This window comes from Candidatus Protochlamydia phocaeensis (assembly GCF_001545115.1).
In the GTDB taxonomy this organism is placed as follows: Bacteria; Chlamydiota; Chlamydiia; order Chlamydiales; family Parachlamydiaceae; genus Protochlamydia_A; species Protochlamydia_A phocaeensis.
Genome location: NZ_FCNU01000007.1, coordinates 145021 through 160854, shown reverse-complemented (window position 1 = coordinate 160854; position 15834 = coordinate 145021). Strand labels below are relative to the sequence as shown.

At 44.1% G+C, this 15834-nt stretch carries 14 protein-coding genes and 1 other RNA gene; 5 read left to right on the top strand and 10 right to left on the bottom strand.

Annotation, left to right across the window (positions count from 1 at the left end; all coding sequences use genetic code 11):
• Positions 1–101: 101 nt before the first annotated feature.
• A complete protein-coding gene (locus BN3769_RS01645; RefSeq protein ID WP_068466895.1) occupies positions 102–1577 on the bottom strand; it encodes a glycine hydroxymethyltransferase in 1476 nt (491 codons plus the stop codon).
• Positions 1578–1780: 203 nt separating this feature from the next.
• Here BN3769_RS01645 and BN3769_RS01640 point away from each other — a divergent pair, with 203 nt between their 5' ends.
• Positions 1781–2290 carry a hypothetical protein gene (locus tag BN3769_RS01640; RefSeq protein WP_068466893.1) on the top strand — a complete coding sequence of 170 codons (510 nt, stop codon included), beginning with the start codon at positions 1781–1783 and terminating at the stop codon, positions 2288–2290.
• 73 nt (positions 2291–2363) lie between these two features.
• Here BN3769_RS01640 and BN3769_RS01635 read toward each other — a convergent pair whose 3' ends face one another.
• Together BN3769_RS01635 and BN3769_RS01630 are read right to left on the bottom strand one after the other, a co-directional pair.
• Positions 2364–3377, bottom strand: a complete 1014-nt coding sequence (locus BN3769_RS01635) for an esterase/lipase family protein (protein WP_068466891.1) — start codon at positions 3375–3377, stop codon at positions 2364–2366.
• Positions 3378–3553: 176 nt separating this feature from the next.
• Positions 3554–4000 carry a hypothetical protein gene (locus BN3769_RS01630; RefSeq protein ID WP_068466889.1) on the bottom strand — a complete coding sequence of 149 codons (447 nt, stop codon included), beginning with the start codon at positions 3998–4000 and terminating at the stop codon, positions 3554–3556.
• A gap of 405 nt (positions 4001–4405) precedes the next feature.
• On the opposite strand from BN3769_RS01630, the gene cdsZ reads away from it, so the two are divergent.
• Both cdsZ and rnpB read left to right on the top strand, forming a co-directional pair.
• The gene (gene cdsZ / locus BN3769_RS01625; protein WP_068466888.1) at positions 4406–5176 is read left to right on the top strand and encodes a zinc ribbon domain regulatory protein CdsZ; all 771 of its coding nucleotides are present in this window, start codon (positions 4406–4408) and stop codon (positions 5174–5176) included.
• Positions 5177–5366: 190 nt separating this feature from the next.
• Positions 5367–5730, top strand: an RNA gene (gene rnpB, locus BN3769_RS01620) — RNase P RNA component class A.
• Between the two features lie 72 nt (positions 5731–5802).
• On the opposite strand, the gene BN3769_RS01615 is transcribed toward rnpB, so the two are convergent.
• A complete protein-coding gene (locus BN3769_RS01615) occupies positions 5803–6336 on the bottom strand; it encodes a hypothetical protein (protein WP_068466886.1) in 534 nt (177 codons plus the stop codon).
• A gap of 294 nt (positions 6337–6630) precedes the next feature.
• On the opposite strand from BN3769_RS01615, the gene BN3769_RS01610 reads away from it, so the two are divergent.
• Positions 6631–8049 (top strand): hypothetical protein, encoded by a 1419-nt coding sequence (locus BN3769_RS01610; RefSeq protein WP_154017775.1) that lies wholly within the window; start codon positions 6631–6633, stop codon positions 8047–8049.
• Positions 8050–8077: 28 nt separating this feature from the next.
• Here the strand turns inward: BN3769_RS01610 and folE are convergent, their stop codons facing one another.
• From folE to abc-f, 3 genes are read right to left on the bottom strand one after another with little or no spacing between them, the layout of a single operon-like run.
• A complete protein-coding gene (gene folE / locus BN3769_RS01605; RefSeq protein WP_068466882.1) occupies positions 8078–8770 on the bottom strand; it encodes a GTP cyclohydrolase I FolE in 693 nt (230 codons plus the stop codon).
• The gene (locus BN3769_RS01600; protein ID WP_068466881.1) at positions 8767–9519 is read right to left on the bottom strand and encodes a TrmH family RNA methyltransferase; all 753 of its coding nucleotides are present in this window, start codon (positions 9517–9519) and stop codon (positions 8767–8769) included. The genes folE and BN3769_RS01600 overlap by 4 nt, the downstream gene beginning before the upstream one ends.
• Before the next feature lie 4 nt (positions 9520–9523).
• A complete protein-coding gene (abc-f, locus tag BN3769_RS01595; RefSeq protein WP_079989364.1) occupies positions 9524–11116 on the bottom strand; it encodes a ribosomal protection-like ABC-F family protein in 1593 nt (530 codons plus the stop codon).
• A gap of 248 nt (positions 11117–11364) precedes the next feature.
• Between abc-f and BN3769_RS01590 the strand changes: the two genes are divergently transcribed.
• Positions 11365–13131, top strand: a complete 1767-nt coding sequence (locus BN3769_RS01590) for a hypothetical protein (protein WP_068466878.1) — start codon at positions 11365–11367, stop codon at positions 13129–13131.
• 117 nt (positions 13132–13248) lie between these two features.
• Here the strand turns inward: BN3769_RS01590 and BN3769_RS01585 are convergent, their stop codons facing one another.
• The 3 genes from BN3769_RS01585 to BN3769_RS01575 are packed head-to-tail and all read right to left on the bottom strand — an operon-like array spanning position 13249 to position 15739.
• Positions 13249–14043, bottom strand: coding sequence for a MetQ/NlpA family ABC transporter substrate-binding protein (locus BN3769_RS01585; RefSeq protein ID WP_068466876.1), 795 nt, complete (start codon positions 14041–14043; stop codon positions 13249–13251).
• Complete coding sequence (locus BN3769_RS01580) at positions 14040–14726, bottom strand: methionine ABC transporter permease (protein WP_068466874.1); 687 nt, start codon at positions 14724–14726, stop codon at positions 14040–14042. The genes BN3769_RS01585 and BN3769_RS01580 overlap by 4 nt, the downstream gene beginning before the upstream one ends.
• Entirely contained in the window at positions 14723–15739 is a 1017-nt protein-coding gene (locus tag BN3769_RS01575) for a methionine ABC transporter ATP-binding protein (RefSeq protein ID WP_068466872.1), read from the bottom strand. The genes BN3769_RS01580 and BN3769_RS01575 overlap by 4 nt, the downstream gene beginning before the upstream one ends.
• Positions 15740–15834 lie beyond the last annotated feature (95 nt).

The following is a 15834-nucleotide window of genomic DNA, read 5'->3' as shown; positions in this document are numbered from 1 at the left end:
TTTTGGACAACGAGGACTTGGGCGCTATTGAAAAATCAATTTTTGAATTCACTTCGGCATATTGGGCTCATTTTATGCCTTTTATTTTCCTTTTTCAAGCCTTAAATTTCGATTTCCGGATAGAGAGGAAAACGCGCTAACAGATGAGCGACTCGGCTGCGGGCGCTTTCTAACACTTGCGGTTCGGCAATTGCGTTGGCTTTGCTAGGCTGTCCCGTTTTTTGGACCAGTGCGGGTTTGGCATGGGAAAGCACGGAAAAGATAATGTCCGCGATTTCTTCCATCTCTTCTTTACCCATCCCAAGCGTTGTCAAGGCCGGCGTCCCTAGGCGAATGCCCGATGTGTACCAAGGCCCTTGGCTGTCGAAAGGGATCGCATTGCGATTGACGGTGATTTTTGCCTCGCGCAGCAGCGATTCGGCTTGTCTTCCTGTTAAGCCGAACTTTGAGACATCGACGATCATCAAGTGGTTTTCCGTTCCTCCCGTCACGAGGCGGGCCCCTTTCTTTAAAAAACAACCGGCTAAATATTGGGCATTCTCTACAATTTTTTGTGCATAGGATTTAAAGGCGGGCATATTGGCTTCTTTGAAGGCGACGGCCTTAGCGGCGATGACATGCGGCAAGGGGCCTCCTAATACGACTGGGCAGCCTTTATTGACCACTTCGCTGAATTCTTTTTGGCACAAGACAAAGCCGCCGCGCGGGCCGCGCAAGGTCTTATGGGTCGTCGAAGTCACCACGTGGGCATAAGGAATAGGATCAAATTCGCCGGTAAAGACTTGGCCGGCGACCAAACCGGCAAAGTGGGCCATATCTACCATTAGAACAGCTCCGACGCTGTCGGCGATTTCGCGCATTTTGGCGAAGTTGAGGCGGCGGGGATGAGCCGAATAGCCTGCCATCAAAATCGTGGGTTTTTCTTGCTGGACTTGCCGAGCTAAGACGCCATAGTCCAATAGCTCCGTTTGAGGATCGACATCGTAAAGGACGGAGCGAAGCATTTTGGAAGAAATATTATGGCGGTAACCATGCGTCAAGTGGCCGCCCGAATTGAGCGACATGCCCATCAACTTTTGATTGACCATAAGTTGGCGGATGTTTTCATATTCTTCCGCCGTCAATTCATCCAAGGTCTTTTTGCCCAATTTTTCCATTTCCGGATTTTGAATCTTATAGAGCAGAATGGCCCAAAGGGCAACTAAATTGGCGTCCGCTCCCGAATGCGGCTGAACATAGGCATGGTCGCAGCGGTATAAGCGGATCAACTCGTTTTGCGCCTCTTCTTCCAACTTATCGACATTGTCGCAGCCGGCATAAAAGCGGTGGTGGGCATAGCCTTCCGCATATTTATCCGTCAGCAAATTGCCCATGGCAAGCTGAACGGCCAAGGAAGAAAAGTTTTCCGACGCAATCAATTTTAGATGCGAGCGCTCATCCTTGAGCTCTTGGATAATGCTGGCAGTCACAGAGGGATTAACGGTCTCGATATGGTCAAGAGCGGCTAAATAGGCAATGGCTGCTGTATGCTGTTGATCGGGGGAATGAGCTGATAGATATTTTCTTAAACGAGACATAATAAAACCTCCTTACTCGCGGCGAAGGATAATTGTGGCTGACACGCGTGTTTTATGCAAGTTATACAAGTAAAAATTCACTGTTAGTCGATCGTAAATATTATTTAATGATTAATATAAAAATTAAATAATTATTTTTTAATAATTTTAATTTTGTTATTTTGTTTACTGTTTTTTTAAAATTAAAAGTTTTTAAAGGTTTTATGGATACGAGTTTTCATTTCTTTAGAGATCTTCCGCCGGAAATTTTTATTGAAAGCATGGCTCCCCATTGTGAGGGCAAAGACTTAGCCGTTTTAGAGAGAGTGGACAAGGCGACAAAGCAATTGCTGGATTCGAATGACTATACAAGCCCATATCATGTCCTGGCAAAAAGAGATTTTCCCGAGGAATGCGAGGAAAAGAGCCCGCTAGCCGGTAAGCAGCTTTATATAGCGTTGTATCAAGAATCCATTCTTATTGCGAAAATTGAGGCTTTACAAAATGAGATTATGGGATTTCATACCTCGCTGCTAATAAAAGAAGATGATCTCCAAGATCTTCGTGAACCTTTAGAAGCGCAACCTATTTTTATTTGTGGCACAGAATCCTTAAGATTTCAGCATAGATTATTAGTAGAAATGAGAAAAAGCATTGATTTAAAGGATAAAGAGAAGGGTGCCTCGTCTGTTAGGTCTAAAAAAATCCCAGGGAAAAGCTGCCAAATATTATAAAGGATCGTCTTTAGAGGCTGGTCTAAAACTCATAATCTAAAATATAAATTATTATGAATTTGAAGGCAAATTCTTAGGCTCCCTTCAAAATAGAGAGGGCCAATTGGCAGACTACCGGGCAGATAATTCCCAAATGCCCATGTTTGATGCGATAGACTTGAGCGGGTGGAAGAGGGGAATCTGTCACGGAAATGGCGTCTTCTATGGCAACAAAGTCAACGATGTTGTCATGGCAATGATGGATGGTCTCCAACTGATCTGGCGTAAAGCCTCTTAAAGGATAAATATCTCGATTCTCCGTTTCCACTTGTCCTTCGCAGCAAAGCCATGTCGGTGCGGCAATAGAAATGACTTTGCGCACAAGCGGATTGTGCTCGTCTATTCGATGCCAGCGGCGCTCGATGCCATTGACATAGATTTCATCCGATGCAAAAGCGGCTAAATGCGCAGCATACCCTCCTTTTGAGTGGCCGATCAAATCCACTTGCGGTTGCATGGAGGGAAAAGCTGCCTGGTAGCGGTTCGCGATATCTGCAAGGACGCGGCGTACGACCTCCATGCGCGCTTGCATTTCATTGGGCAGTTGAAGGGTAATGACATGACCGATGTCTTTTCTTTTCTCCGCTTCTTGCAATTCGGAAAGCCAAGGGGCCCAGATGTCAGGGGAGGAATGAACGCCATGGAATAACAAAACGGGAACAGGGGGGCAATAACCGGCATCGTTTTCTTGTGCGTCGTTTTCTAAAGCGGCGGATAGCTTGTCTAAGCTCTTTGCATCGCCCGCATCATAAAATCCTTTTTCTTCCCAGGACGATTTCCAGCCGAATAAGCGTCTGACAGCGGACGAGATAGACGCGCCGGGCTCTCCAAAAAGCGACGCCACCATATAATGAGAAATCACCCAGCCTTTTCTAAATAAATATTGACTGGCGTGCTGCACGGCTTGTTTATAATAGCCGGCACAAGTGTCAAATAAGCTGTAGATGCGGTCGATGAGAGATGGCGCATTTTCTCCTACTTGCGAGGCAGCAAGACAAGAGCACATAGAGGAATGCTGGACGATAGAAAGTGTTGAAATTGTTGTCATAAGATGTTTCTATTACTTTGATTTCTTACAGGTATTCAAAGCGCGTAAATTTAAATAAGGCGGTTAACTGTTTAAGTAAAGAGTGTAGGGAAAGGTAGCCTTTTAGCCTAGAAAATTGTCGGAAAGGTAAAAAGTATTTAATAAAAGGGAATCTTTCGATTCCCTGAACCATTAAATTAGAAATGAGGAGTATAGGTCATGGAAGCGCCGCAGTTAATTAAGTGATTGTCGCCTTGTTCATATGTGCGGTCATTGATGAGAATTTTAAATTCGCATTGAGAAAAATGCTGATCGGTTTCCCATGTCCATTCATCTGCTTTGACATTCTTCAGGGGCTGGCCTTTTTCCCAATTTAAATTGGCGCCTTTTCCTCTAATATAAAGTTGATTGTTATAGCCCACATCGTATTTGATCGTTAAGCGGGTTTTTTGCTGAGTCTTTCTGTCAAAAGCGGGAGGGTAATGATCTAATGAATCTGTGTTTTTGCTGGAAGAATAAACTTTAGCAGGCTGTTGAGTGGGGGCTTTAGCCGGAGCATATTGCTCATTGGACTCCAATGCTGGAGCAGTCTTGGAGTTTTTTGTTGGTTTTTCATTTTTGGGGGATTCTTTCTTGGTTAACATAACATACCTCATGGTTGACAAGTTAAAGATAGAGAGAGATGAATGACTAGTTATTTTTATTGACAGCTGTTGAAATCTATGTCAATAAAATTTTTATAGGGGACGGGCTTCAAAAGCTATTTTCAATAAGGGAAAACGATCAAAAAAAATTTATAGAGCAGCCTGTTTCTAACAATATTTTGATTGAATATTATCTCTTAAAAGGGTATTTTATTTATGCTACTTAAAAAGACGTAATTCACGGCTTTCTTTTTTTTTTCTAAATCGTTATGATGAAATAGCTTTGTCATCTTTTAACATTGTTAATCTATCCCTTTGCTTAGTTAAGAACGGCCTTATTTATGCGAAGGAATAAATTAAACATAAGAGATGAGAAATCCTCACCCTTTACCTTAAGGAAAAACTATGCTGAATGCTCTTAAAGTGATTTTAGAGATCCAAGAGTTAGATATGAAAATGATTCAATTGATGCTTTTAAAAAGACAAAGGCAGAAAGAATTGGATCAATTGAATGCCAATAAAACGTCTCTTCGCGATCGCATAGCGGATAAGGAAGCTGAAATTCTAGAGATGAAAAAAAATATTCGCTTAGTAGAAGGCGAACATAATGAAATTTTAGCCAAGATTAAGAAGCTCGAATCGCAGCAAAATGCGATCAAAAAGGTAGAGGAATACAATGCCATTACACATGAGCTTTCTTCCGCAGACCGCGAGCGCTTGGCAAAAGAGCAGCGTTTAAGCGACTTTTATGACAAGCTAGCAGCAGAAGAAGATGTCCTTAAGAGTCTTAATGAGAGCTTGCTCTCTACAATTGATAGTTCAAAGGTACTAGAAACTGAAATTCACGACAGCATTCATCAAATTAATGAAGAAGGCCGTGTCCTTAAAGCGCAAAGAGATGAGCTTGTCGAACAAGCTGATCCGGAAGTGTTCAAAGTTTATGAGAGACTCTTGCGCAATAAAAAAGACCGCGTTGTCGTTCCTCTAGAAAACCGTTGCTGCAGCGGTTGCCATATTATGCTGACCGCCCAACACGAGAATTTGGTGCGCAAAGGCGAGCGTCTCGTCTTTTGTGAACATTGTTCGCGCATCCACTATTGGCAAGAAAGCAAGGCTTTAGAAGATACAGTTGTGGCAACCAAGCAGCGTCGCCGCCGCTCAACTAAGGCAATCTAATAGATGGCTTGGGCTTTTGTCCAGCCTGCCTAAAATATGTTAAAATGGCACTTTGGCACGATTACCAAGATCTATTGCCAAGTGCCATTTTTATTATGCCCTCTTGTCTGTCGCCTGGACTGTCGGTTCAATTGCTTTGACCAAGAGACGGGATTTCAGGTATAATAAAGAATCAAAGTTTTGAGTTTGTCTGGGAAGACAAGTAATCGCTGTCCTTCATTCGAAGGAGAGAGGAAAGTCTGGACTTCGTAGGAGAGGATACCAGTGAAAGACTGGGGGCCGCAAGGCTACGGAAAGTGCAACAGAAAATAATCCGCTATTGAGCGCCTGCTTGATAGACAGGGTGAAATGCAAGCTTTAGGAGCTTCGCCTGATTTGGGGAAACCCAAACGGTGGCAAACCCTATCCGAAGCAAGACCGATTAGAGCATATTCTGTTCTCCGCAGAGCTCTTAAGAGTTGCTTGAGGATGTCGGCGACGGCATCCCTAGATGAATGATTACTCGCTAACAAATTGTTAGTTGACAGAATCCGGCTTAACGTCTTCCCAGACTTTTTTTCTACACAGCCTTGCTGATGCAAGGCGTTCCCGTCTAGATAAATGATTTTTCGAGCTAGCGTCCTCTCTTAAGGTTCTCTAGTCAACCTTGTCAAAATTTCAAAAGCAGAATCCTCTACTAAGCGGAATTCTTCTGTCCAGCCTCTTCTATCTTTCCATCTTTGCATATAAAGCGCCGGATTTTGGCGGAAAAAAGGATCTAAAATCGCTTCATCTAGCAAGTCAATGACTGCTTGTGCAACTTGAGGAGTAAATTCTACATACCGACAAGCATAGTCTTGATCGACTTGTCTTCTAGCCTCTGCCCGCAAAGTATCAATCGGTTTAGTCAGAGGAGTGAGAAATGACCGATAAGGAGAAGGGGGAACAATAGCTCTAGGCCTTGATAAATCCAATTGAGGGGGCGAAGCGAATGAAGAAACGGTCCATCGCCAATACGCACTCATCTGACTAGTTATTTTTTTAAACGCTTGAGAGAGGCATTCAAAAATACGTTGAATAATCTCTCCTATGTCACGCCAAACCCTTTTTATGCCCTGTTGAATTGTCGGAAAATAGAGAGGAAAAGCAGAACAAGACGTGGAAAGCGAGCTAAGATACATGTCATTCACCTATTAAAAATATTATTAAGCATGAAACTGTCAATGAATCATTTCATGTTAATTGAAGTTTGACTTAAGAGATATAAATTTTTAATCTTTTTTGATTTTCAGTTTAATGTTTAAGCTAGATCGGATATTAAATTTTAATTTTTATAAAATTTGTGGAGTTTTTTCTTGTTTTATCAGATAATAAAAATCTATTATTAAAATCTGTTTTTAGTTTTTTATTTCATGAATTTATTTTATTATTTAATTACTACTTTTTTAATTTTATTTAATTTTCAGTTGTTAGGCTTGTCAGAGCAAACCGCCTCTGTGTCGGTTGCCTTAACAGAAAAAAAGCAAGTAGAAATATTGGCGCTAACTTTTCGGGCCTTTCATACATCGGAAAGAGAGCGTGTCTGGCCAGGTTTTCAGTTGAGCCATTTGCCCACGATTGTGCATTTTAAAAATGATCATGTGTATGCGTTTCAATTTAAGGGGGCACGCGAGCTGTGGTCTTTACAGGTCATTCAGCGTTATCCGGTCTTATTCTGTTCTCATTATCCTTCATCTTTATCTCATTTAATGCTGCATCCGGCTTTTTCCATTGAAGGGCAGCGCGCGTTTGTTTTTAAAATGGAAGATGAGGGAAAAAGAGCGGACCTATCGCTTTTAACGTTTATTCATGAACGCTTTCATCTTCACCAATTTCAATATTTTGCCGACATCAAAGGAATAAAAGAAGCGTATCAAGATCATCGCAATGAAGATAATTTGGTTCTAATGGAAATTGAGCATCGCGTACTTGTCCGGTTCTTAATGGAAATGGAGCCGAGTAGGAAAGAGGAGGCGCTGAAAGATTATTTAGCTGTCAATGCGACCAGGCAAGCTTTGCTAGCGCCAGCTTCCAGAGCCTGGGAATCTCATCAGCAGCACATGGAAGGATTGGCCGACTATGTCAGCCTCAAAGCCTTTCAAGTCTTTCCTTTTCTTCCTTCTTTTCAAGCTGAAGAGTATGTGCTTCGCATGCGTGAGGGAAAGACAACAGGACTGACAGCCATTTCGCAGGATGCTATTAAGGGAAGGCATTATTTTGTTGGAGCTGTTTTGGGAATGGCCCTTGACTTTTGCCATGTCCAGGATTGGAAAATGGCTGTCCAGCAAGGGAAAGCTTCCCTTCAAGATTTATTAGCGCAGGCATTGCCGCTTTCTTCCTTAGAAGTCTACGCGCGTTTATCCCGCTTGCATGAAGAGGAAGAATGGGAGGATATTCGATCCGGCATCCACGAAAAGCTTGAAAAAGAGAAAAGGGAATTTGAAGAAGTCAGACAAGCTTTTCATCAGCAAGAAGGAATTGCAGTATCAGTCAGTTTGCCCAAGCAGCGTACAAGCGGGGGAGGGAGCTATCAAAAAATGTATCATTTTGATTACCTGAAAATCGCTTTAGGGGAAACATCTTGTACAACTAGCCAAGATCAGCAGTGGAAGCTCAATTTTGATGCCATTCCATTCCTTTTTGAGCACAAATCGGGCGAGCGGATATTTAAATTGAAAGAAGATGCCTTGTTTCAAATCGATGGGCGGGCAATCGCCTTGCGGGATTTGTTAGATCAAGAGCAAAGCCTTTCCTTCACTTCTCTTTTCTGGAAGGAAGAAGGAAGCGAACTGGCATGTTCCTTGGCGGGGCGTCTATATGCCGAAGAAGGTCGGATTTGCGTAAAATTTGATTAAAAGTACGGTAGGAAGAGATCCGCCTATATCAAGAAAGATCTCGCCGATTGATCCCTTCAAAAAATTCGCGCCTTAAGTCCGGATTGGTGTTGAATTGTCCTCTTAAGACATTGGTAATTGTATGGCTGGATTCATCTTGAATGCCGCGGGCCAGCACGCAGTGATGGCGGGCTGTGATGGAGACGGCTACATCATCTGTGTCCAATAATAGAGAGAGCGAATCGGCAATCTGAGCGGTCAAACGCTCCTGTAATTGGGGGCGCTTGGCGAAAAAGCGGACAATCCGCGGAATTTTGGATAGACCAATGAGCTTATTGCCGGGGACATAGGAGACATAGGCATAACCTTCCATGGGGACAAAATGATGTTCGCAAAAACTAGTAAAGCCGACTTTGACAAAAACAATATTCGCTGCATGTTCGTGATGGAATTCATCCTGAAAGAAGCTGATCGAAGGGAAATTCTTTTCGTCTAATCCGGAGAAAACTTCCTCAATATACATTTTGGCGACCCGATAGGGCGTGCGCGCAATCGATTCGTCTTCTAAGTCTAATCCCAACACTTCTAAAATATCTTTGAAGCGGCTGGCGATGATTTCAATCTTCTCTTCATTTGATAAAGCAATTGTAGGCTTGCGGATAGGAGAAGGAAAATGGGTGACGGCAGGGGAAAGTTTTTTGTTTGCTGGCTTTTGCTGTTTTGCTTTCGTTTTTTTTGTCATTTATTCTCCTCCGCAACAGTTAATCTTCTTTGCCTTTGAATTTCTCCGCCGGCCATGGCGAATGCATTGGCGACATTCAGGGAGTTCTTTCTTCCTCTAAGGGGAATTTCTACTAAATAATCCGCTTGGCGCAGCGATTCTTCCGAGCATCCATACTCCTCATTACCGACAATCAAGGTAAAAGAAGAGGGAAAAATAAAGTCATACAGCGCGATGGCTTCCTCGCTTGTTTCAAGGGCAATCAAAGGGCGCTGCGGCATCGACAGGTCGGCGTCGCGCTGGCAAGATACCCATTGATAGGCACCCATGGAAGCGTCTTGCACTTGCTTATGATCAACGAAAGGGGTATCCGGTGAGAAATAAACCGTGCCCAGTCCCAATGCTTCTACCGTGCGTAAAATGCTGCCGACATTATGTGCAGAGCGCAAGCGGTCTAAATAGACAGCAATCGGCCAAGGTTCAGGAGAATGGGAGCGGTCACCGGTTCGTATGCTCGGCAAAAGATGATGCTCTTTTTTGCTGATGCCGGCGCACTTATTGTGCCAGTGATAGCGATCGGCAATGGCCTGCGGGCTGAAAGAGGGGAGAGCGGGCTGTCCCGTCCAATGAAGCAGCTCTTTGTAAACGGCCCATTCCTCTAAATCCGCCCCGCAGCCCTTCTCATACAAGCGGCGCAAAAGCTCTGCGCATTTCTTATGTTGGCTTTCAGACGATAAAGCTAGAAATTTCCTTTTCGTGAAATCATACATGCCGCTATTTTTTTGCTTCGTTTTTGTGAACCAAATACTCGTCTAAATTTCCTTCGAATAGATGGATGCCATCGGCCTCAAAGGCAATAATCTTGTTGGCGACTGTCGAAATTAAATCGCGGTCATGGCTGGCGACAACCACGGTTCCCTTATATTCTGATAAACCCCATCCTAGCGCAGAAACGGCTTCAAGGTCTAAGTGGTTATTAGGCTCGTCCAAAATAATTAAATTGTGCTCGGACAGTAAAATACCGGCTAAAATCAAACGCGCTGTTTCCCCACCCGAAAGCGTAGCGACAGGTTTGAAGGCGTCATCGCCGCCGAAAAGCATTTTGCCCATTACACTGCGAATATCTTGATCATAAATGCCGGGACGGCGCTCTTTCAGCCAATCGAAAGCGGTTTTATCGCCTGACTTATCGACGATATCCGAGTGGTTTTGCGGAAAATAACTGATGAGAACCTGATGGCCGATTTCAACTTGACCTGCATCGGGAGCCAAAACTTGAGCGAGCATTTTTAATAGAGTCGTTTTTCCCCGTCCATTGTTCCCGATTACGCCGATCTTATCTCCCCGATCTAACTCCATTGAAAAATGTTTAATGACTTCTAAGCCATCATACCCTTTGCTGACTTCTTCTACCTTAAGAAGAATTTTGCCAGGAGCTTTTTCGCTGGGGATAAAACGGATATAAGGGCGTTGGATATTGGATTTTTTAAGTTCTTGCGGCTGCAGGCGATCGATCTCCCTTAAGCGTGACTGGACTTGGCTGGCGCGCGTACCGGCCCCAAAGCGGGCAACAAATTCACGCAGTTGGGAAATTTTCTTTTCTTTAGATTTTGCATCTGCTTCGGCGCGTTCGCGGACGGATGTTTTAGCGACGACCATATCATCGTAATTGCCGGGATAAATAATAATGGTTTCATAGTCGATATCGGCAATATGCGTCGTAACAGCATTCAAGAAGTGGCGGTCGTGGCTGATGACAACGAGCGTTCCTTTGTAGTTATGCAGGAAAGTCTCAAGCCAGCCGATTGATTCGAGATCCAAGTGGTTGGTCGGCTCATCGAGAAGCAGCGCCTGAGGCTCGCCAAAAAGAGCTTGGCAGAGAAGAACGCGGAACTGCATGTCTGTTGGGATGGCGTGCATTTGTTCTTGGAAATACTCTTGCGTAATGCCCATTCCAGACAGCAGCACTTCTGCATTTGAATCGGCCGAATAGCCGTCTTCTTCTGCAATGATTCCTTCTAATTCCCCTAAGCGCATGCCGACATCATCGGACATTTCCACTTCATAAAGGGCATCGCGCTCTTTTAACGCATCCCATAAGCGCTTATTTCCCATAATGACGACGTCGACGACTTTTTCATTTCTAAAAGCCTCAATATTTTGGCGTAAAATGCCGACGCGGTCGGGCAAGGTCACCGTTCCCGAAGTCGGTTCTTCCATTCCCATAATGATCTTAAGCAGAGTCGTTTTCCCTGCACCATTGGGTCCTGTCAAACCATAGCGGTTGCCGGCATTAAAGGTAATCGTGACATCATCGAAAAGAACGCGGCTGCCAAAACTTTTAGATATTTTAGAAAGAGTGATCATAATGAGCCAATAAAAGCTTAGGGTTTAAAGATAATAAGCTAAATTTAACAGAATCAGTGCTAATAAAATAACAAAATTAACGACTGAAAACAAGCAAAAGTCCCTTTTCTTTAGAAAATAACTCCATATATAAAATTTGGGAAAAAATAAAGGGATTGATAGGATGCCAATTAATGCAATAACGATTTTGAATACCCCCTCTTAGAGGGTGTATTCAAACGTTTTCAAGCGTCCTGCAAGGAGGGAAGATGACAAGCTATTTAGATTTGCAATCCTCTGATTCTCTTGCTATTGAGTCTTTCGATAAGCTTAGGCCGACTAAATTGATTGTGAATCCGAAAAAGGAAGCGTGGCTCACTAGATATGTAAAATGGCTAAAGGCCGACCGGCAAGGAGTCGAAAAGATCGCCGTTTCGGCTTTAAAGGTCTTGCAGATCGCGGGACTGTCTTGCTCTGTTGCAGGGCTGATCCCTTTGAAATGGGCGATTGATGAGTCCAAACGCTTAGACTTAGCAGATCAATTTTTTAAACAAGCCGCCTGCGCCCAACAGCCTTCGTCCGCGTGCATTGATGAAAAGACCAAAACGCGCACATTTAATCATGTCTATGACTTTGCGCTTGAAGACGGCATCATTTGGTATCGCTTCCGCCAGGATTGCCAGGGGAAATGGAAGCCTATCTTCTTTGATGGTTATCCAAATTTAATTCCGCAAGAAATTGACAGTGATGGAGCCAATCTCGTTGCCATCGACCAAAATGGGGATGTGCATTACAAAAAAGTTTTACGTGAATTCCGCCTCCTTGAAATTCCTTCCGCTCTTCGACAAAAAATCGAGCAGGAATTGATCGATTTAGAGCCGGATGCCTATATCGCAGTCGATAAAGCAGAACACTATAATTGGAAAGAAAATTGGTTTTCCTTACCCTATTTTCGCCTCTATTTCTTTGTTAATTTATTGACGGGTAAGCGTCTCCGCATTCCATCTGATACGATTGCGTGGTCCATTTCGCACCGTGGCCTCTATCAAAATACCATACAAGACCGCTTAAACCGCTCTCATCAGATCGAGGGAGGAACAACGACTTTATTTGCCCTGGATCGAAATAAACGGGATATTTTTAAGCATGATCCTTGGTCTCCCCAAATGGCCAAAATGAGCATCCCTTTGCCGGAAACTGCAGACTCCACTTTTGAGGCGGAAGAGATAGATGCCAGCGCCTCGACTTTAATGGTAATCGGCTATCAAAAGAAAAAACAGGCTAAGGAAGAAGTGGCGAAAGTTATCACCTACCTAGTTGATTTGGATATCATCGGGTGGAATCCGCTTTTTGAGCGTACGCATCAGTATACCTATTCCGATCATCCTCCAGATGAAAAAGCGTGGGCGCTTCCGTTTCCTTCATGGCAAGAGCATCCGCTTGCTTTGCAAACCGGTGACTTTATCACCAAGCGCATCTCCATTTTGCAGACAGGAGAGGGCAATCTAGCTCGTCAATTGCGCCTATACGGGGTTCGTCAAGGACAAAGGGGATGCTATTTCAAAAATATTGATGAAGAAGAGTGGCATTTTAAACCTGAAGAAGGAGAGCCCTATTCGCTTGAAGAGGCGTTTCCTTTAACAAGGCACACGGAAAGTCCCTTTGAGACCACTGTACATGATTATGAAGCGGTGGCGCTTGATTTCCCTTCTTCTTTTTCCAAAGAAGAACCCGAGGAAATCTCAGCCAAGTTAAGCTCATTTGGCCAACGCTCTTTACATGCCAAGTTGCAGTTGACTATTCAGGGAAAACCATACTCCTTGGATCTTTATACCAAAAAGACATTGAAGAATTTTTTTGGAATAGGCAGCAGTTCCTATGACTTGGTCATTCCCGATTCTTTGGCCGAAGAAAAAGACTTGTTTGCTTATTTTCAAGGAAAATCGGTTATTTCCGTTCACATTGAAAATAAGCAAGGCAAAGTAATCATGACGCTCCCTTCAGGCCTGGCTTTCACATTTGTCCAGCAGGATTAAAGAAAACATAACGCAATTCATTCGCCGCTTCCCCTTTCGTGGCCGTTTTAAGACCCCTTGAGCCATAGAATGGTTCAAGGGGATCGCATGTTTGGCTTAATTCTTTATCCAGTGCCGTTAAAAAGCGGGAAGGATGGCTCCCTCGTAACGGCTGTTGATAAAGTCCTTCACTTTATCGGATGTCAAAGCGGCTTTTAGCGCTTGTAAGTCGGCGCGTTGTTCGTCTCCGCTGCGGATGACCAGCACATTGACAAATAGAGACTGAGCATCTTCGATGGCTAAGATATCCTTTTGAGGGGAGAGTCCGGCTTGCAAGGCAAAGTTCGTGGAAATGGCCGCTGCATCCACGTCTTCCAAAGCACGGCTAAGGAGCGGGGAGTCGATTTCAATAAACTTAATTTGCTTGGGATTTTCTGCAATATCTAAAACGGTTGCTTTGGCATCCTGCCGCTTAAGACGAATTAAGCCGGTTTGCTGGCATAAGGCCAAGGCGCGAGCCTGATTCGTCGGATCGCTTGGAATGGCGATTGTCGCGCCGTTTTTCAATTCATTTAAGCTTTTAATCTTTTTAGAATATAACCCCATTGGTTCTAAGTGTATGGCTGCCAGGCTTTCTAATTGATAGCCGAAATCCGTTTTTTGGGCGTCTAAAAAAGGCTGGTGCTGAAAAAAGTTGGCGTCGACTTCTTTATCTTGAAGCGCCCGGTTAGGCGTATTGAAATCTTCAACCGTCACGATTTCCAACTGAATTTGCTGCTTTTTTAAATCGGGTTCCACAATCTCTAAAATTTCTGTATGGGGAACAGAGGTCGCAGCGACCTTCAAAGTGGGAGCTTGAGACGAACTGCAGCTTGTCAATAAGCCGAGCGAGCCTAAAATAAGAACAATGACAGTATGAAATTTTATCTTCATTTGCTCAGACCTTTTCCTCGTTTGATATTTATTTTTTTTACAATAAAATGGCCCGCGCCTTGAATGGCTTGTACGATCAAAATCAGCAAAATAACTGTTACGACCATTAGGAATGTATTAAAGCGTTGGTATCCATATTGGATCGCAATCTTGCCAAGGCCTCCGCCCCCCATCGTACCCGCCATGGCGCTATAGCCGATTAAATTGATCACTGTTGTAGTCAATCCTAGAAGCAAAGACGGCAAGGCTTCGGGCAGAAGCACTTTTGTAATGATCTGCCAAGGGGTAGATCCCATGACGACGGCAGCCTCAATCATGCCCTTGTCCACCTCTTTTAGAGACGCTTCGACTAACCTGGCTAAAAAGGGAATAGCGGCAATTGAGAGGGGAATAACGGATGCCGTTGTACCTAGGCTAGTTCCAATAATCCAACGTGTGAAAGGAATTAAAGCGACCATCAGGATGGCAAAGGGAAATGAGCGGCCCACATTGACAATGGTTCCCAGTCCTTCGTGAAGCCAGCGGTTCTCTTTTAAATGCCCCTTGTCCGTTATGGTCAAGATAATGCCAAGCGGCAGGCCAAAAAGCGTTGCTAGAACAGACGCGCAAAACACCATGTAGAGGGTATTCCAAAGCTCAAGTGGAATCAAATTTAAAGCGAGCGTTAATTGATCGACGTTCATGGAATCACCTCACAAATGACATGTTGATTGCGAAGGAAGGCTAAGGCGTCTTCAATGGCCTCTGCCGAGCCGGAGAGTTCGACGAAGAGATTGCCGACAATGGTATTTTGCAAGTAGTCCAGCCCTCCGGAAAGAATATTGGCCTCAATGGCATATCTCTTGATCATGTGAGAGAGGACAGGTTCTTTTGCTTGATGACCTTCAAATCCTAAACGGACGAGCTGCTTTGTGGCATCGCGTCGAGCCAATAAATCCTCTGGAATTTGATCGATGCCTAAGTGCAGCAGATTTCGAGTAAGGGGATGCTTGGGGCGGGTAAAGACTTCCTGTACTTCGCCTTCTTCGACGATTTCTCCTTGAGAAAGAACGGCTACTCGCTGGCAGATCTGCTTAACAGTCTCCAATTGATGTGTAATAATGACGATGGTCAATCCCAATTCCTGATTCAGATTTGCCAAAAATTGCAGAATAGAGCGGGTAGTCTTGGGATCAAGAGCCGATGTGGGCTCATCGCATAAAAGCAGCCGGGGATGATTGGCCAATGCGCGGGCAATTCCCACCCGTTGCTTCTCTCCACCGCTCAGCTGACTGGGATACATGTGCTTCTTAGACTCCAATCCAATTAAGCCTAATAGTTCATCCACGCGCTTTTGCTGTTGGGCCATTGGCATGCCTTGGATCTCTAAAGGATAAGCAATGTTTTCCCCAACCGTCCGCGAGGAGAAAAGTTGAAAATGCTGGAAAACCATCCCCATGCGCTGTCGGATTTGACATAGTTCAGTCCCACTTTTTTGCGTCAGATTTTCTCCTTCTAGCCAAATCGATCCCTCCGATGGAGTTTCCAATCCTGTCAAACAGCGCAGCAAAGTGGATTTGCCGGCCCCGCTCATGCCGATAATGCCATAAATGCATCCGCGCGGAATGCTAAGATTGATATGTTTTAAAGCGGGCGCACGCTGAGAGGAACCAAAAAATTTCGAGAGGGATTTAATCTCTATAAGACAATCTTTCATAAAACCTATTCCATCAATTAAGGCTGTAATAATGAGTGAATTTGTTAACTAAGCTAAAAATAAAAAAAAGAGGGAGGAAAGATTAGATTTGCCCA